The sequence below is a fragment of the Bradyrhizobium mercantei genome, from assembly GCF_001982635.1.
Taxonomy (GTDB): domain Bacteria; phylum Pseudomonadota; class Alphaproteobacteria; order Rhizobiales; family Xanthobacteraceae; genus Bradyrhizobium; species Bradyrhizobium mercantei.
This window is the reverse complement of record NZ_MKFI01000001.1, coordinates 749,524-768,252: the sequence shown is the minus strand read 5'-3', so window position 1 is coordinate 768,252 and position 18,729 is coordinate 749,524. Positions and strand designations below refer to the sequence as shown.

The following is an 18,729-nucleotide window of genomic DNA, read 5'->3' as shown; positions in this document are numbered from 1 at the left end:
ACCGTGCCGGGTTTTCTTTTGCGCGGCTGCGAGTGGGAGAAGGAAGCGATCTCGCGCGCCGCAAAGTCGAACTGATGTTGGATGTGCCGGACGTAATCACCGGATCTATTTAGGCCGCGTACTCATAAACCGTCGGCGATATCCGCTTTTCTCCGATAGCGACCGCCCTTGTGCAACCGCAGCAAATGACGCGATCGGCCAATTGCGGAAGTAGCTGCCACACTAAGCACTCGAACTTCGGCGCTGTCAGCAACGCCAAAGCGCTGACGGCTCCCATAATACGAACCAAAGCACAGTCGCCCATTGAGCTTCACATAGGCTTTTTCACGCGCACGATCAGTGACATCGGAGCAATCCGGGTGTCTGCAACCACGGGCTCCTTGCTTGCTAACTCCAAACTAGCACATGGTTCGACGAATTGTTCGATAGTCAGCCCTGCCATAGTGATCATCTCGACCCACTGACTTAGGGTTCTATGAAAGCGAGGGACGCGAAAAGGGCCATCTTGCTGGCGGAGCTCATCCGGCAAGGTCTCGAACCAAAAAGCATCTATACGGCCGTCAATATTGTCGAAGTAACCAGCATTCTGTATGGCTACGCGCCGGCCGTGCTCATCCTTCAGAGTCTTTCGATACGGTGACACAAAGCAGGGATGCAGGATCGAAAATTGCAGGAATGCGCCCGGTCGGAGCACTCGACAGGCTTCTGATAGCGCGGCGCGTTGGTTGGGCACGTCCATCAGGGACATGAATGCGGTTGCGAAATCGAACGTGTCGTCCTCAAAGGGCAGACTCACAGCGTCACCTGTACGATAGGTGATGCCCAGCGGCTCAGTTTGCTCGGCTTCCTCTGCGTGGCGGATAAAGGTGGGCGCTATATCAATCGCGTGCATGTTCGCCCCGAGACGAGCCACTTGCCGCGTATTGCTGCCTTCGCCACAACCGATATCGAGTCCCTTCAAGTCCTTGACTGTCGGCAGGGCCGCGAGGAATGCTGGTGTATTCAGGGCGTCTCGATAAATGTCATACCCGGCCCGGCTGTGTCGCGTCCAAGCATCTGCGTTAGCTTCCCAAGCCCGTCTTACATCATCCGCTTCCATGGCGTCCTCCGTCCACGCTCATTTATCGGATCGCACGCTTTCTCTCCAGTACAAACAGCCGCAAAGCTTTCGGGACCAGTCTGTTTGGTATGGGGGTCATTTTCGACGGTTTCATCGGCGATTGTCGGCAGGTCGATGTCGGCTCCAGCCCGCAAGCGCCGAACGGGGTCGGGCCAGAAGCGTTGCGCTTGGCCAGACCTCCGTGATTCAAACTCCCGAACTGGGGGCTCGAATCATGCGCTACGAACTCGCGGATCATGAATGGACCGCCATCAAGCCGATGCTGCCGAACAAGCCGCGTGGCGTTCCCCGGGTAAACGACCGACGCGTTCTCAATGGAATTTTCTGGGTTTTGCGATCCGGAGCACCCTGGCGTGATCTGCCCGAGGCATTTGGTCCGTACACCACGTGCTACAACCGCTTCGTTAGGTGGCGGCGGGCCGGTGTCTGGGGCCGCACCATAGACGAGCTTGCCGCTGCCCACGATGCCGCTGTCCAGATGATCGACACCTCGATCGTCCACGTTCATCAGCATAGGGCCTGCATCACCAGGAACCAGCGGCAGTCGATGGGAAGGTCACGCGGCGGCTTGACCAGCAAAATCCATGCGGTGGTCGATAATGGTCTCCCGGTACGGCTGGCGTTGAGCGCCGCCGGATCCTTCACACGATCGCGGATGCGATCGTAGCGCGGGCAGAGGAGATCGCGCTGGTCGAATGCATGGATACAGGTCAGCCGTACCGGTTCATGTCGCAGGCAGCTCTTCGCGGGGCCGAAAACTTTCGCTTCTTTGCGGACCGCGCGCCCGAAGCGCGGGATGGCAAGACCCTTCGCACCGTCGATCAGCTCAATCTGACGGGGCGCACGCCCATCGGGCCGGTCGGGATCATCACTCCATGGAACGTTCCGTTCATGCTGTCGACGTGGAAAATTGCGCCCGCCCTGGCAGCCGGTTGCACCGTCGTCCATAAGCCGGCCGAATTCTCGCCGCTAACCGCGCGCCTACTGGTAGAGATCGCGGAGAGCGCCGGACTGCCGAGGGGCGTTTGGAATCTCGTCAACGGACTGGGAGAAGACGCAGGAAAGGCTCTCACGGAGCACCCGGCTATCAAGGCAATTGGCTTCGTCGGCGAGAGCCGGACGGGCGCCATGATCTTGAAGCAAGGTGCGGACACGCTCAAGCGCGTCCACTTCGAGCTGGGCGGCAAAAATCCGATGGTCGTGTTCGCGGACGCCGATCTGGAGCGGGCAGCCGACGCCGCAGTTTTCATGATCTATTCGAACAACGGCGAACGATGCACCTCATCGTCGCGGTTGTTCGTCGAAAAGAGCGTCTACCAGAAATTCACCCGGGCGGTCGCCGAGAAGGCAAAGCGCATCAAGATAGGGCACCCCCTTGATCCAGACACCGTCGTCGGTCCTCTGATCCATCCGGTCCACGAAAAGAAGGTCCTGAGCTACATAGACCTGGGACGTTCCGAGGGCGCGAAAGTCGCCGCCGGTGGCGAGAAGGTCTCGGGCCCGGGCGGAGGGTGCTACGTTTTGCCTACCTTGTTCGTCGACGCGAACAATCGGATGCGGATCGCGCAAGAGGAAATCTTCGGTCCCGTTCTGACCGCCATTTCGTTCGAGGACGAGAGCCAGGCGCTCGCGCTCGCGAACGACGTGCAATACGGTCTGGCCGGCTATCTGTGGACCTCTGACGTCATGCGAGCCCTTCGATTCAGCGAAGAGCTGGAAGCGGGCATGATTTGGGTGAATTCAGAGAATGTTCGGCACCTGCCCACGCCGTTCGGGGGCGTAAAAGGGTCCGGCATCGGCCGAGACGGCGGCGACTGGTCGTTCGACTTCTACATGGAGACGAAGAACGTTGCCTTCGCGACGGCGCCTCGCCGGATCTCCAAGCTAGCCAATTAAAGAAACGCAGGAAGTGGGGAGAAAAATGGCAATACCTGTCGCTAATCTGTATCCGCCCGTCAACATCGTCCGTCTGAGTCACGTGGAACTCGTCGTGCGCGATCTGAAGGCGAGCCGCGCGTTCTATGTCGACACGCTGGGCTTGCAGGTGACGTTCGAAGACAGTCAGATGATCACTCTCCGCGCGCTGGAGGAACGGGGACATCACTGTCTGATCCTGAGAAAGGGCGACGAGCCCGCCGCGCGACACCTGAGCTTCAAGCTTTTCGACGAAAAGGATCTTGATGCGGCGCAGGGGTTTTTCGAATCCCGCGGACTTCCCGTACGTTGGATCGATCGTCCGTTCCAATCGCGTACGTTGTTGACGAGCGATCCGCACGGCACGCCCCTTGAGTTCTACGCGAAGATGGACAGGCTCGCTCCGATCCATCAGAAATACGGATTGTACAAGGGGGTGAAACCTCTCCGCATCGACCACTTCAATTTCTTCATGAGCAACGTCGATGAGGCGGTCGCCTTCTACAACGAGCTCGGTTTCCGGACGACCGAATACACCGAGGACGAGGTGACAGGCCGTCTATGGGCCGCCTGGATGCATCGGAAAGGTGGCGTTCACGATATCGCGTTCACGAATGGTAGCGGTCCCCGTCTTCATCATGTGGCATTCTGGGTCCCGACGCCGCTGAACATCATTGATCTTCTCGATCTCATGGCCACGACCGGCTACGTCTCGAACATCGAGCGCGGCCCCGGGCGGCATGGCTTGTCGAACGCCTTCTTCCTGTACGTTCGCGATCCGGACGGGCACCGCGTCGAGTTCTATTGCTCCGACTATCAGACGGTGGATCCCGATCTCGAGCCGCTGAAGTGGAGCCTCAAGGATCCGCAACGTCAAACGCTCTGGGGCGCTCCTGCACCTCGATCGTGGTTCGAAGAGGGCACGCCGTTCCAAGGCGTCGCCATCAAGGAGCCCGATCTGAAAGCCACGCCCATCGTGGCGCCGTGATCAGTCAGGACGCGATCGAGGCCTTCCATCGGAAGACAATGAAATGACCGAACCTTCCGTCAGGCTTATGAGCTTCTCCCACGCCGGGAGGCCGGGATACGGCCTCGTGAAGGGCGATGGAGTCGTGGACCTGTCTAGACGCTACGGCGAGCGATGGCGCGACTTAAGCGAGGTCGTGGCGGAGGGCGCCCTGGAGCACCTGCTGACGGATGCGTCTGGCCTTCCTGCCGATCTCGAGCTTTCCTCATTGCGGTATGAGATCCCCGTGCCTTCGCCGGAGAAGATCATCTGCGTCGGCGTCAACTATCCCGACCGCAACGAGGAGTACAAGGATAACCAGGCCGCGCCGCCAAATCCTTCGCTCTTCGTTCGATTCCCCCGATCCTTCGTCGGACACGATCGGCCCTTGCTTCGACCTGCCGAGTCCCAGCAGTTGGATTATGAGGGCGAAGTCGTGATCGTGATCGGCCGCGCCGGGCGTCGGATCTCCGAAGCGCAGGCGCTGGACCACATAGCCGCGCTGTCGCTTTGCAACGAGGGCACGCTTCGTGACTGGGTCCGCCACGCGAAGTTCAACGTGACGCAGGGCAAGTATTTCGACGGCAGCGGCTCGATCGGACCATGGCTGGTTCCGTTCCGTGACGAATCTCAGATCGCCGACATCAAGTTGGAGACGCGTGTCAATGGCGAGCTGCGTCAATCTGATCGTACGTCACGGATGATCTTCTCTTTTCGCAAGATCATCAACTACGTCTCGACCTTCACCACGCTCGTTCCCGGGGACGTTCTGGTGACGGGAACGCCGACGGGGGCGGGAGCGCGCTTGGATCCTCCGCGCTGGCTCAAGCCGGGCGACGTGGTCGAGGTCGCTGCGCAAGGCTTAGGAACGTTGCGGAATACGATAGAGGACGAGAAGTAATCGATGCTGACGGACGATGAAGTTGAGGAAGCTGTCGCCAGTCTGGATGCTGCCGAGCGAAACAGAACCCAGATAGGACTGCTGTCGCTCAAATACCCGAATATGACTATGGACGACGCGTACGTCGTCCAGGCTGCGTGGAACAAACGGAAGATCGAGGCGGGCCGGGCGGTCATTGGTTGGAAGATTGGTCTGACGTCGAGGACGATGCAGGCCGCGTTGAACATTGACATCCCCGATTCCGGCGTCCTGTTCGACGATATGGTGTTTGACGATAGCGCAACGATCCCCGCTAACCGTTTCATTCAGCCCCGCATTGAGGCCGAGATCGCATTCTTCATGAGCAAGTCCCTCAAAGGACCGAACGTGACATTGTTTGATGTCCTAGACGCAACGGCTTACGTCATGCCGGCTCTCGAAATTCTTGATACACGGATCGTGCGTTCCGACCCGACTACCAAGAAGACACGGACTATCGTCGATACGATCGCGGACAATGCCGCCGATGCCGGCATAATTCTGGGCGGCCGGCCGGTGCGCCCTGTCGACGTGGACATGCGCTGGATGGGGGCTATTGTCTCACGAAATGCCGTCGTCGAGGAGACGGGGCTCGGAGCAGGCGTCCTGAACAATCCTGCTCGCGGTATTGTGTGGCTTGCGAACCGAGTGGCCGGCTACGGCGAGCGGATCGAAGCCGGGCAGGTGGTGCTCGCAGGGTCGTTCATTCGGCCGATCGAAGCTCGACATGGTGACACGATCCATGCCGACTTCGGATCGTTCGGATCCGTGAGTTGCCATTTCGCCTAAGGCGACTTCCGCGCGTCGACCTCGGATACGGATAGGATCATGGCCGACACTTCAAAGCCCATTCTATATGACTATTTCCGTTCTGCCGCTGCGTATCGGGTTTGGATCGCCGCGAACCTGAAGAGAGCGGACTGCATCATTGATATGGTCAACTCAGGAAGGGCGAGCAGAACCAGGAGCGGTTCCGCAAGGTGAGTTCGGCCGGGTTGGTGCTGTACTGGGTGGAAGGCGAACTGCAACTCGCTCAATCCTCGACCATCTGGACGAGGCCTATCCCGATCCACAACCGCAGCTTCGGTCGAAGCATTCGCGGCAACGAGGCCGGATCGGCAAGCCGACGCAGAGTGACCCGAAACCGCACCGGCAAGTTGGCACAACGAAAGCCGCAAAGGTCCACAGTGACCTCCTACTGTACGTAAAGACGGCATGAGTGATCACCTTTCGTTGGGCGGCGCTCCCTACTTCTTTTCCGGTACTTCAGACATCCCAAAGAACCGGTAACGAGATGGGGCCCCGGAAGACCCAGCCCCGAATCGTAGGGGGAGCATGGTCACTGAGACGAAGGTTGCGGAGACGTTCGAACACCGCCGGCACCACCAGTTTGCCAACGAGTTGCCGTGAGATCCAAGCGCCGGCGCAGAAGTGCGGCCCCGCGCCAAATGCAAGATGTGATTGCTTGGGACGAAAGATGTCAAAGCGGTCGGGATCAACAAAACGCCGTTCATCCCGGTTCGCCGCTCCGACGCAGAGACCGATCTGAGTTCCTTCGGAAAGCGCGACACCCGAAAGTTCGGTGGGACGGGTAACGCGTCGTGGATACATGCCGATCGGCGAGATCCAGCGCACCGCCTCCTCCAGGGCGGTTGGCCACAACTCTGGGTTGGCGAGAACGGTCGCTTTTTGCATCGGCTCCATGAGCAGTCCGAGCGTCAGGGTGAGTATTGCGTCGCGCGGCTCGTTTAATCCGCCACCGATGATCACCTTGATGTTCGCTCGAATCTCCTCGATCGGCATCGGAGGATCGGCATGGACCATCGACGACAAGATCGAAGGGTTGGCATGCGAACGGTGGTAGTCCAAGACGGCTTCAATCGCTTCATCGACGCCTTTGCCTGCCGCCATCGCTTTCCGCTCGATCTCGGAGTCGCGCGAATAGTTGCCTGCGCCATCGATGAGCGACTGCGACCACAAGGCCAGCGTTTCCCAAGAAACGTCTTCGAACCCGATCATCTGCATCAGGCTGAGAGAGGCCATCGGCGCGGCGAGTGCCGGGAACAGATCTGCCTGCCCGGCTTCAATGAATGAGTCGATTAGGTTCTTGCAGATGCCGGAAAAGTGCGGCGCCCAATGCTCCTTGATCGTGCTTGCCCTAAAGGAGGGTTCGATAGCCTTGCGCCCTACAGCGTGCTCGGCGCCGTCCTTGCGCATGAACGTAGGGCCCATGATCTGGTTGACCAGCGAAGTAGGATTATCGGCCGAATAGCCGACGGGGTCGCGTTCGATCCTGGCAATATCCTCGAAGCGGGTTACGAGGGTCAGGTTTGCCGCCTTCACGAAAACGGCCGGCGCGGTGTCCTGGATCCGCCTGAAGCTAGGATACGGGTCTTCGAGCAAATTTTCGTATGTGATATCGTTGATGACCGGTACGGCGCTCGCCACCTGTTTCCTCCCCGATGATTTGTTTTGGGGAAGGCTATTGCGGGCAGGTCAACGACACAATTCGATGGGCTAGATAATGCCTATCGAAATATCGCATGAGCTCCCCCTAAGCTTGCGTTGCTCGCAACCAAGCCTAGTGAACGTAACGGCTGCGAGTTCGACTGGCGCAATTACTTCCTGCTTGATGGAATTGGTAGGCAGATTTTCGATGCCCTTTCGCTGCGCCTCATGTTGGGCAGCTTCTGGCGCCGACCGAGTGCTAGACGGCCGCGGTCGAGGCCTGATTGCCACGAGGTCCTGCAGCGCAAAGGGAGATCGTCACAGACCCGTTCAGCGTCTTTCCTGGTTCGAGAACGACGGTTCCGGTGACGGGGTGCCCATCAGCGAACAGGTTGAACCCGTCAGCGACGTGGCTCACGGGCTCTGCGCAGAGATGTGCCGCATCTGCCGGCCGATGTAGAACGAAGTGGGAGAATACTGGATCTGCCTGCATCTCGATCCGGTCTCCGTTCGTGCGGTCGATGACGCACAACCCGCGCCATCCACTGCGATAAAGCGTCACCTCTCCGAGTGGTAACGGGCCAGGCTTGGCCGAGGCAGAGCGATCCCGCTGGAGCGCGGCGAGATAGTCGGCGGTCACCGGCCAGTCGATTGGAGCGTCGAACGCGATGTGGTCGTCGGGGTCATGCTGGAAGTAGGGATGGAGGCCGATCCCACCCGGCATCGGTGTTTGCCCCTCATTCGTAAGACCCAGGGAGAATACGGCACGGGTCGGTTCAAGATCGATGTCGAGCGTCGCCCTGAACGGCCAAGGCCATTCGGCGCCTCCCGCATATGCATACTGCATCGTCACGTGTGAGTGGGTCAGCGAGATTGTCTCCCAGGCCATCCGGTGGGCATGCCCGTGCAATGTATGCGGACGCGCGTCGGGATGGGGCGTCAGCTCGTACCGCTTGCCCTGGAAGAGAAGGACCCCGTCCTTGATGCGATTACTGTAGGGGACGAGCGGATATATGCCGCCCTTGGGCCAGTGCTGCAACTGAGCCGGCCCGACCTCGTCCGGAAACGGCCGCAACACGCTTCTCGCCAAGCCGTCCCGATCGCTGCTGCACAGGTCGAGAAAGGTCACGCGTCCGCCGGCGGACGCGGAGAAGCCAAGACGAGCCGCACCGGCAATCAAGAGCTGCTTTGTGGTCATGCGCTGCACTTCAAATGATGCGAGCCTGATCTCGGGAGAAAAGGTCTGGCCGCCGCCTCGCTGTCCGGGCCTAGTGTTCCGCCGATTCCGAGACGAACGCGGCCAGTTCGGGGGTGGCGGGTGTGCGCAGGATGTCCGACGATCCCATTTCGTGCACTTTGCCGTCCCGCATGTAGATCACGCGATCCGCCACCTTGCGGGCAAACGCCATTTCATGGGTCACCAGGATCATGGTCATGCCGTCGGCCGCGAGCTGCTCCATGACGCGCAGGACCTCACCGGTGAGCTGCGGGTCGAGCGCCGACGTGACCTCGTCGAACAGCATCAGCTTGGGTTCCATGGCGAGGCTGCGGGCAATCGCCACGCGCTGCTGCTGCCCGCCGGAGAGCTGCTCTGGGTAGCAATCCATCTTCTCGCGCAGCCCGACCTTGGCGATCACCGTGTCGGCAATCTCGCGGGCGTCCCGCTGCTTCATGCCTTTCACCATGCGCGGAGCTAACATGATGTTCTGGGCGACGGTCAGGTGTGGGAAGAGATTGTAGCTCTGGAACACAATCCCGACGTCGCGCCGCAATGCCTTCAGATCGACGTCAGTGTCGTGCAACTGATGACCGCAGATCAGCATCGATCCGCCCTGGATCGTCTCCAGGCGGTCCATGCAGCGAAGCGCGGTGCTTTTGCCGGATCCGCTTTGTCCGATGATCGCCGCTACCTCGCCCTTGTTCACCTCGAAGGTGACGCCCTTGAGGACTTCGAGACTGCCAAAGCTTTTGTGGACGTCCTTGAGTTCAACGATTGGCGACATTGAGCTTCCTTTCGAGCGCTCGGCTCTGGACCGACAGCGGGTAACAAACGGCGAAGTACATCAGTGCCGCGATTCCGAAGTAGAGGAAGGGTTCGAAAGTTGCGTTATTGATGATCTTGGCGTTGTAAGAGAGCTCGGCATATCCGACGACCAGCGACGCGATCGACGTATTCTTGACGATCTGGACCATGAAGCCGACCGTCGGTGGCACGGCGATCCGCAAGGCCTGAGGCAGGATGACAGTTCTCATGCGTTGCCAGCGGCTCAGGCCCAGGCACTCGGCAGCCTCCCACTGAGGCTTCGCCACGGCCTGAATACAGCCGCGCCAGATCTCGCCGAGATAGGCGCTGCTGTAGAGCGTGAGCGCAAAAGTGGCCGCCACCAGGGGTGACAACGAGTTGTAGCCCAGGATGCTCGGCCCGTAGAAGCACAGACCCATCAGGACGAGCAGCGGAAGTCCCTGCAAGACCTGGATATAGGTTGCTGCCCCGCGTGAAATCACCCAAGATGGTGAGATGCGCGCGAGCCCGACCATGAACCCGATCAGGCCGCCGAACAGAAAGGTCAGCACGCTCAGGACGACGGTCGCCCAGAGGCCCTGGAGCAGCGAGAGGATGTAGGCGCTATTCATTTGCCGTCTCCTGCAACTCAGAGAGGGGTTCCAAGCGTGCGGCGGCGGGGGAAGATCGCAAGCCCCAGCAGCGCAAAACCGGAACGCACTAGCACGGCAAGCAATAGATAGATGACGCCGAGCACGACGAAGATCTCGAAGTTGCGATACGTCTCGCTCTGGATGCGATTCGATATGCCGAAGAGCTCCTCGACGCCGACCGATGAGACGATGCTCGAGGCCAGCATCAGGAGGACATACTGACTCGACAGGGCGGGATAAACCCGCTCGAGCGCCGGCCGAATGATCACGTGCAAATACGTCTGGGTGCTCGATAGGCCGAGACAGGTCGCGGCTTCGAGCTGGCCACGGTGGATCGATTCAATGCCTGCCCGGACGATCTCTGTCGTGTACGCGCCGATATTGACGGTCAAGGCGATGACTGCGCCCAGCAGGATGGGCAACCGAATCCCCATGCTCGCAATGCCAAAGATCAGGAAGTAGGACTGGACGAGCAGAGGCGTATTGCGGATGAATTCGACGTAAAGCGAGACGATCCACCGGGCCCAGGCTGGTCCACCCGTCCGAACGACGGCGCAGAAGGCGCCGACCAGGATGCCGAACACGGTGGAGAACAAGGTGAGGCGCAGCGTCGTCCAGACACCCTCCAGCAGGAGGGGCCAGTACGCCAGCACTGCTCCGAAATCGAAATTGTAGATCATGGGACTGCTCGCTCCGCCGTGGATCGCGACATCACTGAGATGCCGCAATGACCTCGTTGGGAAGCTCGGCACCCTGGAATTTCCTGAAGATCGCCTGGAACTTCCCGTTGGCGACGTTCTTCTTGACCCAGCCGTCGACCCATTCCTTCAGGTCGGTATCCTCCTTGCGCATGCCGACGCCCATGGGTGCGGTCCGAAGCGGCAGCTTGAGTTCGAGGTTCTTGGCAGGGTTCTTCTTGTTGATGAGATCGACGAGGGTCGGTACCTGGGCAACCAAGTCAAGCTGGTTGGAGACCACCGCCGTCATGGTGGTCGCCTCGTCCTCAAAACGCACGATTTCCGCATCGCGCGGCGCGGCTGCAGTCACATCCGCGTCGTTCGTCGTGCCTCGCGTGACGGCGATGCGCTTGCCCGACAGGTCCGCGAAGGTCTTGATCTGCATGCTCTTGGGTGCTGCGACATACGAGGTCGCGCCGGAATAGGGCAGCGAGAACGCGATCAGCTTCTTGCGCTCGTCGGTAATCGACAAGGCGGAGATGACGGCGTCCGCGCGATGCGACATCAAGAATGGAATGCGGTTGGCGCTGTTCGTTCCAATGATTTCCATCTTCACGCCGAGATCCGAGGCGAGGAGATTGGCGGTCTCGACCTCCGAGCCGGTGGGATTGAGGTTTTCGTCCTTGAACGCCCACGGCGGCACGCTGAGGTCGATCGCAATGCGAATGACCCCTGCCGACTTGATTTTCTCCAGCGTGTCGGCTGTCGCGGCTTGTCCCATGACGGCAAGCGAGATCGCAGTGATGGTGAGAATTTTCGCAAGATTCCTCATTCAACCCTCCCGGTTGCAATTGACTGTTCAGAGTGAGAGCGGGATCGCTCCGCCAATTTCGTCTAGACGAAGTGCGCGTGGCCTCCGCGCCGAGTGTGCCTGTCGATCCCTTGATCGAGCGTTGCTTCGGGTCCGGACTTGCCCTCGTCGCGGGCGACGCCGGGCATCGCGGCGACGTATGGCCGGGCGGCAATTGCACCTTCCGGCGCGACTGGTCCAAATAGGTTCGCAAGCTGGCTCCTCCAGAATATCGATTGTTCTTGTTATGATTGCGCGAGACGTTAGCGAGCGCGGCTTCGCAGGAGAAGCGCGTCTTTTGTGTTCGCAAGAGAACGTCTCACTTCGTGAGACTGTCGTCGTGAGGTGACCGGCCCGATACTCAATGCTTGCCGGTCATGAAGGAGAACAGAAGCTCGATCTGTCCCTCCAGCATGTGCGTGCCGTCGCGCGTGGCGCAGCCGATCTTTGAGGCCTCCGACAGCAGTCTCGTCGGGACCGGATCCGTGATGACGTCGGCAACGACCATGCGCGGTGCGAGTTGGGCGGGATCGACCGGAAGCGCATCGCTGTCCCGCAAGCCCGCCGAGGTCGCATTGACCACGATATCGCAATCGCGGGGAACGGCCGTAGCGATGGAGATACTCCCAGGGTACGTCGCGCTCAGCTTGTCGAAGAGGCTTTCTTGGTTTGCCGCGTTGATGTCGTGGAATGTCAGGTGGCGCGCGCCCTCTTCGAGCATGGAGACGCCGATCGAGGATCCTGCGCCGCCGGCGCCGACCATGAACACGTTCTTCCCGGCGATGGCATGGCCCACCTTCTTCAAGCCGGCAGTGAGGCCGGCCCCGTCGAAATTGTCGCCGTGCCAGCGGCCATCCTTCTCCCGTCGCATCGCGTTGATGGCGCCGAGCACCCTGGCGCGGTCGGACAACCGGTCGCAGTGCGCGATCGCGCCGAACTTGTGCGGCAGGGTGACGAGAATGCTGTCGATGTTGGGCATCGCCTTGAGCACGGGGAGTGCCGTATCGAGATCTCCCTTCTCGATATGCAGGGGTACCAGCACGCCGTCATAGCCGGCATTCTGCATTCGTCCGGTCAGCCAGCCCGGCGCCAGAACCTGCGCGATGGGCGAGCCGATCAGCGCGTGAACACGCGTCTTCCCTGTGATTGCTATGGCCATGAGAGCGTCCGAACTCCTCTGCCGCTTTAGGACAAGTTCGGCGCGGGCGAGGGCGGTGTCATGGCATAGCCTCTGGCCTCATAGTCGAAGTCATGGAGCTTGTTCACGGGCTCGGCCTTGTTGACGGGGGAGGCATAATAGGCCCGGATCTCGGCGATGCGTGTGATGTCGTCGTTGAACACATACCATTCGTCGCCGCGCAGCACCTCGCCGAGGGCCGTCTTCCAATGCGTCCATTCGATCACCGCTTCGCGGCCGTCCGCGCTTGCGAGAATCTTCTCTATGGTCCAGCGCGATCCCATGGTCTTGACGCACCAGACCCAGCCATCGGCAATAGCCTCGGCACCGCGCCAGGGCGCGCCGGGCAGGCCGGGTGGAAAGTAGTGGACCGCATCGCTCGTGAAGCAATCCAGCAGCGCCTGGTGATCGGCATCGTTGCAGGCCAGGAAGTACCGGCGAATCAGGGCTTCAGCCTGGTCGGCTTTCATTGGTGCCGTCATCACCTCACTCCGCCGCCTGCCGCGCACGCCATTCGGCGTATTCCTTCAGTGTTGTCTCGTTGGGCGGGTAGGTCCCCCAAAGCGGCGCGCCGGCGTCAATCTTCGTGAACAGAAATTTTTCGCGGAGCTCCTGCTCGTGGGAATCTTCCGCGAGCTCCTCGGCGATAGCGCGTGGGACGACGACGACGCCATCGCTGTCCCCGACGATGATGTCGCCGGGGTAGACGGCGACGTCCGCGCAACCGATTGGCAATTGCATATCGACGGCGCGATGATAGGCAGGACGCGTCGAGGCCGTATTGGCCGTGCAGTAGGCCGGAAACGGCATCTTGGAGATCTCTGTCCCGTCGCGAAACGCGCCGTCGGTGACGGCGGCCGCGACGCCCTTGCGCATCATGCGGGTCATCAGCATGTTGCCGGCTGAGGCGGCGCGGGGGTCATTGCGACTGTCGATCATCAGGACCTGGCCTGCGCCAATCGCCTCCACGGCCTCCCACTGCATGTTGTCCTCGCCGCGCTTGCGCAGGTCGGAAAGATCCCAGTCCTTGTCTTCCCGCGACGGGATGAACCGCAGGGTAAAAGCCTCCCCCGCAAACGAGCCGGCATTCGGATTGAGCGGTGTGACGCCGACGAGGAATTGCTGGCGATAGTTGCGCTTGAAGAGCTGCGTTGTCAGCGTGGCAGTCGAACAGGCCTTCAGCTTTTTGAGGATTTGGGAAGCAATCGGAGCCATGCGTGTCTCTCTCCAGGAACGGAACCTTGCGAAATGGAAGCAGTGCGCGCGCCTACCTTTAAGGGCATCACCATAGCTGCCGCGACCACGGGCGGAAGGCGCATCGATATAGAGGCGAGAGCGACGTCTCACATGGTGAGATCACGTGCGCGGAGCGTATCGCCTGATGACGTCGAGATCCGGTTCAAAGCCGATGCCGATGCTGGTTGATGCGCCGACAGAGCCAGTCACCGGCGTGGGCGTACTCGCGAGCCACGCCTCCGGCTCGACGAACAGGAACTCAATCAGCGTCGTCTCCGGCATGAAGGGCAGCATCGCCAGCGTCGCGAAGTAGCCGGGTCCGAAATAGGGCGTGTGCGGCATGGCGACCTTGCCGTTGCGCTCGCATGCGGCCAGGATTTGCGCGAATTCGGAAATGCCGCCGACCTTGGTCATGCTCGGCTGCGGATAGGTGACGGTGCTGATGATCCGCCTGAAATCGAAGGCGGTGCTGGCGTTCTCGCCCGTCCCGACAGGGATTCCGGCCTTCTCGATCTCCGCCATGCTCTGGTAGTCATCGGGTGGGAAAACCGGTTCCTCCACCCAAAGGGCATTGCAGGCCCGGAAAGTCTCGCGCAGGCCGATCGTCTCCTGCATCGACCATGCGCAATTGGCGTCGATCATCAGCGAGATGTCGGGCCCGATGACCTCGCGCGCGTGCTCGATGACGTCAGGCGCGATTTCGTGCAGCTTGATGTGCCGGTAGCCGAGCTCGAGCGCCCGCTTGCATTGTTCGGCGACCAGACCCTTGTCGCCATACCTGACGAGGCTCGCATAGGCCGGGCGGTGCGCGGGCGCCTTCGCTCCTAGAAGGCGCCACAGTGGCACGCCCTGCCGCTTCGATTTCAAGTCCCACAGCGCGGTATCGACCCCGGAGAGCGCGAACAGCGTCATGCCGTAACGGCCAAAGAGATGAAGCTTCTTTTGCACCTCTAGGTTCCAGGCGGCGATATTGTCGATGCCGGACATAATGACGAATGGCGCAATCATGTGATCAACCGCCGCCTTCACTGGCTCCAGACAGAAGTAGGCAAAGGCATCGCCCCAGCCGATATGCCCCTCCTCATCTTCGACGCGGATCAGGACCATGTCGAGGCTATGCCATCGAGAGGGGGTTCCACCCGTGCCGAGCCCGCCGTCGGTGAACGGGATCCGCACCGGAAAGGTTTGCAGCGAGACGATCTTTGGCACAGTGTTGCTATTGGTCATGACGCGGTTTTCCTCAAAGCGTTGCGATCGGGTCGACCAAGCCGCGCTCGCCGACATCAATCGATAGCAAGTGTCCCGACAAGGGCGCGTTCGCGAGGCTTTCTCGAGACAGGCCGGTGCGCGCGCTGGTCACGAAGAGCTCTGACAGGGACGCCCCGCCGAAGGCGATGCCGGTCGGGCTGGGGACGGGTAGCGCGACGGTCCTTTCGATCTCTCCGCTGTCATTGAGCTTGATGATGCTCCAGCCTTCGGACAGCCCGATCCACACGTTGAAATGTTCGTCGACAGCGAGGGCGCGAGGAGCGCCAGAGACCTTGGGAATGTCAGCGAATTTTCGCCGTCGCCCCGTCTTGCGCTCCAGCAAATAAACGCACTGGCGGGATGGCTGCGTCGCGAACAGGCCGGCGTCGCCCGCAAAGGCAAAATCGGTTACTTCGCCCTGCATCTCGAATAGCGACTGGATGCCCGTTTGCTTTCGCCACGGGCCTATTCTGCTGAGATTGGCGTCGGCATCGAACGCAGCAGCCCAAACTTCACCGTCCGCAGAAACGCGCAGGACCTTGAACGAGAGGCCCGGCTTCCCCTCCACGCGCTCTTGCCTCCCTGATAAATTGTCGATGATGACGTCATTGCCGACGGAAAAGGCAACGCCTTGCTCGACAAGACACATGGTGTTGATGCGCTCGGACAGAGCCTGCAGCGAGATCGTGTACTGATTTCCGCCCTCCGCCCTGATCGCAGGGGCCAGCAGATCTGCCCAAACCAAAGTCTGTGTGCGTACTTCCCAACGCGGCGCCGCCCCGATGAATGCTGGGTTGTTTGTCCATACCTGGTAGCCGCCGTGGTCACGCCGCGCGCTCTTGATGGTCGGTGCTAGCAGGTCTGAAATCCGCTTTGCGACGTCGACGAGCTCCTGTCCCAATTGCTCGGCGCGCTCGGCAGTGATGCGAAATGTCGGGCCGGCCACGCTGATGGCGGCCAGCGGCTTGCCTCCGGGGTCGAGAATGGCCGTTCCGACGCAGCGGGTGCCCAGGATGATCTCCTCGTCGTCGATCGCGTAGCCGCGGGCGCGGACGATGGAGAGATGATCCTTCAATTGCTCGGGATCACAGATCGTCTTGTCGGTGAACCTGCTCAGGCCGTCGCACAGCGCAAGTTCGACTTGAGTCTCGGATAGGTGAGCGAGGATCGCCTTGCCCTGGCTCGTGCAATGCATGGGCTTCAGCGCGCCGAGCCTCGCGTTCGATCGCTCGGAATGCGCGCTTTCGAAGCGGCCAAGGGAGAGGACGTGATGACCCTCTTGAACCGCGAGGTAGGCCGTCTCACCCGTCAAATCCCGCAGACGCCTCAATTCCACGGACGCGATCGACGCAAGGTCCGACGACGACCACGCATTCTGCGCGAGGTCGAGGAAGTTGAAGCCGAGGGTGTAGCTTTGAGTCCGGGGATCGGTCCGGATCAGCCCGCGCGAGATCAGGGCGGCGAGAATGCGGTAGAGGGTGGCTCTGGGAATGCCCGTCTGCTCGGCGAGACGTACCTGGTCTAGCGTCCCGGGTGATCTGCCGATCAGCTCGAGAATGTCGCAGGCCTTGCCCAAGAGCGCCGTTCCGACGACGTTCTTGGGATGGATTAGATCCGGCGACCACTCGAGCTCGTTCTCAGGCATCGGGCGATTTTAGTATCAATATGTGAGACCATCCAGCTTTTGGGGCACGGTGCGGGGCATGGATCGACCGAAGTGCCCACATGTTGAGATTCGACCGGCGAGCTCAAGTTTGCCCATGCCGATCGGACCACGGACCCCTTGCCCCTGGAGAAAATGCCAGATCGAACGTTGGCTGGCTTCTCTTCCGAGCCGATCTTGCAATGCACGATCTTGGCCAGCGGATCCGCTCGCTGAAGATCTGCTGGAGGGTCGCTTGAAGTCGAGGAAAACGGCCAAGGCGGGAGTAAGGCGGTGCGGGGATGCTGATCGACCTTTAACCCGTCAAAATATCTTGCCGGGGTTCATCCGGTCCGACGGGTCGAGCGATAGCTTCAAGCGCCGCATCAAGGCGAGCTCGATTGAACTTTTCTGTTGCGACATCTCGTGGCGATGAAGCTGGCCAATACCGTGCTCGGCGCTCACGGTCCCGCCCAGTTCCCAAACGATTGTGTTCGCTACGGTCTCGATCTCCTTCCGCTTTCCGAGGAAGTCGCTCGCTTCGATGCCTTCCGGCTGGCACGCGCTGTAGTGGAGATTGCCGTCTCCCATATGACCAAAGCCGAATGGGACGAACCCTGGTGTTATGAGATCTATCGCAGCACAGAGACGACGATAGAGTTCGGGTATTCTTCCCAACGGTACGCAGTAATCGAAACGGATCGAAGCTCCGAGGAACTTATGGAGCTCGGAAAACGAATCTCGGATCGCCCAAAGTTGCGTTTCTTGTGCCGCCGATTGCGAGAGGACGGCATCAGAACAGAGATCCATTTCTAGAGCACGTGAGGCCAGGGTTTCGAGTTTCTCATGGAGGGACTGCTGACCGGCAAGACGGAGCAGCACGAACCAGTCCGCGCTCAAGTCCAACGGTGGCCGGCAGCGCAGCAATAGTTCGCATGACCGACGAATACCCATGACGGGCATTAATTCGATAGCGGAAAGCTCTCCGGCAGCCATTTCGAGAGCCAAATCGGCGAACTGCGTGGCCGCTTCGAGCGAGTCCACGCGGAGGAGGGCCGACGCACTTACTGTTTCCGCGGCGTGCAATTTCAACGAGGCCGCAGTGATGATACCCAAGGTGCCTTCGGAACCTATGAAGAGATGCTTGAGGTCGAAACCGCTATTGTCCTTGCGCAGTGCCCTCAGGCCAGACCAGAGCTGTCCATCAGGAAGGACTACCTCGAGACCAAGAACTAGGTCGCGGCAATTGCCGTAACGCAGCACGCTCATGCCTCCGGCATTCGTGGCGATGGCACCACCGACGGTGGCACTGTCGCGCGACCCAAAATCGAGGCCGAAGTGGCGACCTTCAGAGCGCGCGGCATCTTGAATCTGTGCGACTGTGCAGCCCGCTTCGGCCACAACGGACCAAGTATGTGGCTCGATAGCTCGGATCCGATTCAATCCGCTCGTGCTGAGAATGATTGATGGCCGACTGCCTTCGGAAGGCACCGCGCCGCCGCATAGGCTGGTGTTTCCGCCTTGAGGAACAATTGCACATCCCAACTTGCCGCCCACAGACAGCACCGCTTGGACTTCATTGACACTACGAGGGCGAGCGAGAGCCACAGCTTCGCCTTTGTGCCAACCGCGAAAGTCCTGACAGCTCGCAGCAATCACACTGCTGTCGGTGACCAACAGGCCCGGGCGAGGCAAAGCGGACCGAAGCTCGTGTTCTGTGTTTTCTTGCCCTTGCACTGGTTTACCCATCATCTCCACCTGGCAGTTGGGCCCATCTCAAAACAACTAACACGCGGCGCATGTCTAAGCATGAACATGATTCTCAAGTAGCCAGTTG

Annotated in this window: 16 protein-coding genes and 2 pseudogenes; 5 read left to right on the top strand and 13 right to left on the bottom strand. The window is 60.3% G+C overall.

The annotated features are described in order from the left end of the window. Positions 1-310 precede the first annotated feature (310 nt). The gene (locus BI327_RS03730; RefSeq protein ID WP_076858410.1) at positions 311-1,099 is read right to left on the bottom strand and encodes a class I SAM-dependent methyltransferase; all 789 of its coding nucleotides are present in this window, start codon (positions 1,097-1,099) and stop codon (positions 311-313) included. A gap of 235 nt (positions 1,100-1,334) precedes the next feature. On the opposite strand from BI327_RS03730, the pseudogene BI327_RS03725 reads away from it, so the two are divergent. From BI327_RS03725 to hpaH, 5 genes and pseudogenes are all read left to right on the top strand, one after another. Then, positions 1,335-1,751: pseudogene (locus BI327_RS03725) on the top strand (IS5 family transposase); the annotation flags it as partial. Next, positions 1,736-3,016: pseudogene (gene hpaE / locus BI327_RS03720) on the top strand (5-carboxymethyl-2-hydroxymuconate semialdehyde dehydrogenase); the annotation flags it as partial. The pseudogenes BI327_RS03725 and hpaE, both read left to right, overlap by 16 nt. Positions 3,017-3,041: 25 nt before the next feature. After that, on the top strand, positions 3,042-4,022 hold the full coding sequence (gene hpaD / locus BI327_RS03715) for a 3,4-dihydroxyphenylacetate 2,3-dioxygenase (RefSeq protein ID WP_076858408.1): 981 nt from the start codon (positions 3,042-3,044) through the stop codon (positions 4,020-4,022). 43 nt (positions 4,023-4,065) lie between these two features. Beyond that, the gene (locus BI327_RS03710) at positions 4,066-4,941 is read left to right on the top strand and encodes a fumarylacetoacetate hydrolase family protein (protein ID WP_076858407.1); all 876 of its coding nucleotides are present in this window, start codon (positions 4,066-4,068) and stop codon (positions 4,939-4,941) included. 3 nt (positions 4,942-4,944) lie between these two features. Next, positions 4,945-5,748, top strand: coding sequence for a 2-oxo-hept-4-ene-1,7-dioate hydratase (gene hpaH, locus BI327_RS03705; RefSeq protein WP_076858406.1), 804 nt, complete (start codon positions 4,945-4,947; stop codon positions 5,746-5,748). A 477-nt stretch (positions 5,749-6,225) separates the two neighbouring features. On the opposite strand, the gene BI327_RS03700 is transcribed toward hpaH, so the two are convergent. The 12 genes from BI327_RS03700 to BI327_RS03645 form a co-directional block, all read right to left on the bottom strand. Next, the gene (locus BI327_RS03700; RefSeq protein ID WP_076858405.1) at positions 6,226-7,407 is read right to left on the bottom strand and encodes a cytochrome P450; all 1,182 of its coding nucleotides are present in this window, start codon (positions 7,405-7,407) and stop codon (positions 6,226-6,228) included. 259 nt (positions 7,408-7,666) lie between these two features. After that, positions 7,667-8,605: an aldose 1-epimerase gene (locus tag BI327_RS03695; protein WP_076858404.1), complete on the bottom strand. Its 939-nt coding sequence runs from the start codon at positions 8,603-8,605 to the stop codon at positions 7,667-7,669. A gap of 70 nt (positions 8,606-8,675) precedes the next feature. Further along, positions 8,676-9,410 carry an amino acid ABC transporter ATP-binding protein gene (locus BI327_RS03690; RefSeq protein ID WP_076858403.1) on the bottom strand — a complete coding sequence of 245 codons (735 nt, stop codon included), beginning with the start codon at positions 9,408-9,410 and terminating at the stop codon, positions 8,676-8,678. Continuing rightward, positions 9,394-10,041, bottom strand: a complete 648-nt coding sequence (locus tag BI327_RS03685; protein ID WP_076858402.1) for an amino acid ABC transporter permease — start codon at positions 10,039-10,041, stop codon at positions 9,394-9,396. Before BI327_RS03685 ends, BI327_RS03690 begins: the two co-directional genes overlap by 17 nt. A gap of 17 nt (positions 10,042-10,058) precedes the next feature. Continuing rightward, positions 10,059-10,742 carry an amino acid ABC transporter permease gene (locus BI327_RS03680; protein ID WP_076858401.1) on the bottom strand — a complete coding sequence of 228 codons (684 nt, stop codon included), beginning with the start codon at positions 10,740-10,742 and terminating at the stop codon, positions 10,059-10,061. Between the two features lie 31 nt (positions 10,743-10,773). Beyond that, a complete protein-coding gene (locus BI327_RS03675; protein WP_076858400.1) occupies positions 10,774-11,571 on the bottom strand; it encodes a transporter substrate-binding domain-containing protein in 798 nt (265 codons plus the stop codon). Between the two features lie 379 nt (positions 11,572-11,950). Next, a complete protein-coding gene (locus tag BI327_RS03670) occupies positions 11,951-12,748 on the bottom strand; it encodes a shikimate dehydrogenase family protein (RefSeq protein ID WP_076858399.1) in 798 nt (265 codons plus the stop codon). Positions 12,749-12,774: 26 nt separating this feature from the next. After that, complete coding sequence (locus BI327_RS03665; protein ID WP_245334703.1) at positions 12,775-13,248, bottom strand: nuclear transport factor 2 family protein; 474 nt, start codon at positions 13,246-13,248, stop codon at positions 12,775-12,777. A gap of 4 nt (positions 13,249-13,252) precedes the next feature. Then, positions 13,253-13,981 (bottom strand): RraA family protein, encoded by a 729-nt coding sequence (locus tag BI327_RS03660; protein ID WP_076858397.1) that lies wholly within the window; start codon positions 13,979-13,981, stop codon positions 13,253-13,255. 141 nt (positions 13,982-14,122) lie between these two features. Continuing rightward, entirely contained in the window at positions 14,123-15,229 is a 1,107-nt protein-coding gene (locus BI327_RS03655; protein ID WP_076858396.1) for a mandelate racemase/muconate lactonizing enzyme family protein, read from the bottom strand. Positions 15,230-15,242: 13 nt separating this feature from the next. Next, complete coding sequence (locus BI327_RS03650) at positions 15,243-16,895, bottom strand: IclR family transcriptional regulator domain-containing protein (protein WP_076858395.1); 1,653 nt, start codon at positions 16,893-16,895, stop codon at positions 15,243-15,245. Positions 16,896-17,216: 321 nt separating this feature from the next. After that, positions 17,217-18,641 (bottom strand): FAD-binding oxidoreductase, encoded by a 1,425-nt coding sequence (locus BI327_RS03645; protein WP_159450404.1) that lies wholly within the window; start codon positions 18,639-18,641, stop codon positions 17,217-17,219. Between the last annotated feature and the right edge of the window lie 88 nt (positions 18,642-18,729).

Bases quoted from the DNA above. Each gene is read 5' to 3' on its own strand.
- BI327_RS03690 (WP_076858403.1), bottom strand. From the start codon at position 9,410: ATGTCGCCAATCGTTGAACTCAAGGACGTCCACAAAAGCTTTGGCAGT.
- BI327_RS03645 (WP_159450404.1), bottom strand. From the start codon at position 18,641: ATGGGTAAACCAGTGCAAGGGCAAGAAAACACAGAACACGAGCTTCGG.
- BI327_RS03695 (WP_076858404.1), bottom strand. From the start codon at position 8,605: ATGACCACAAAGCAGCTCTTGATTGCCGGTGCGGCTCGTCTTGGCTTC.
- BI327_RS03665 (WP_245334703.1), bottom strand. From the start codon at position 13,248: ATGACGGCACCAATGAAAGCCGACCAGGCTGAAGCCCTGATTCGCCGG.
- BI327_RS03680 (WP_076858401.1), bottom strand. From the start codon at position 10,742: ATGATCTACAATTTCGATTTCGGAGCAGTGCTGGCGTACTGGCCCCTC.
- BI327_RS03685 (WP_076858402.1), bottom strand. From the start codon at position 10,041: ATGAATAGCGCCTACATCCTCTCGCTGCTCCAGGGCCTCTGGGCGACC.
- BI327_RS03730 (WP_076858410.1), bottom strand. From the start codon at position 1,099: ATGGAAGCGGATGATGTAAGACGGGCTTGGGAAGCTAACGCAGATGCT.
- hpaH (WP_076858406.1), top strand. From the start codon at position 4,945: ATGCTGACGGACGATGAAGTTGAGGAAGCTGTCGCCAGTCTGGATGCT.
- BI327_RS03650 (WP_076858395.1), bottom strand. From the start codon at position 16,895: ATGCCTGAGAACGAGCTCGAGTGGTCGCCGGATCTAATCCATCCCAAG.
- BI327_RS03675 (WP_076858400.1), bottom strand. From the start codon at position 11,571: ATGAGGAATCTTGCGAAAATTCTCACCATCACTGCGATCTCGCTTGCC.
- BI327_RS03710 (WP_076858407.1), top strand. From the start codon at position 4,066: ATGACCGAACCTTCCGTCAGGCTTATGAGCTTCTCCCACGCCGGGAGG.
- BI327_RS03655 (WP_076858396.1), bottom strand. From the start codon at position 15,229: ATGACCAATAGCAACACTGTGCCAAAGATCGTCTCGCTGCAAACCTTT.
- hpaD (WP_076858408.1), top strand. From the start codon at position 3,042: ATGGCAATACCTGTCGCTAATCTGTATCCGCCCGTCAACATCGTCCGT.
- BI327_RS03660 (WP_076858397.1), bottom strand. From the start codon at position 13,981: ATGGCTCCGATTGCTTCCCAAATCCTCAAAAAGCTGAAGGCCTGTTCG.
- BI327_RS03670 (WP_076858399.1), bottom strand. From the start codon at position 12,748: ATGGCCATAGCAATCACAGGGAAGACGCGTGTTCACGCGCTGATCGGC.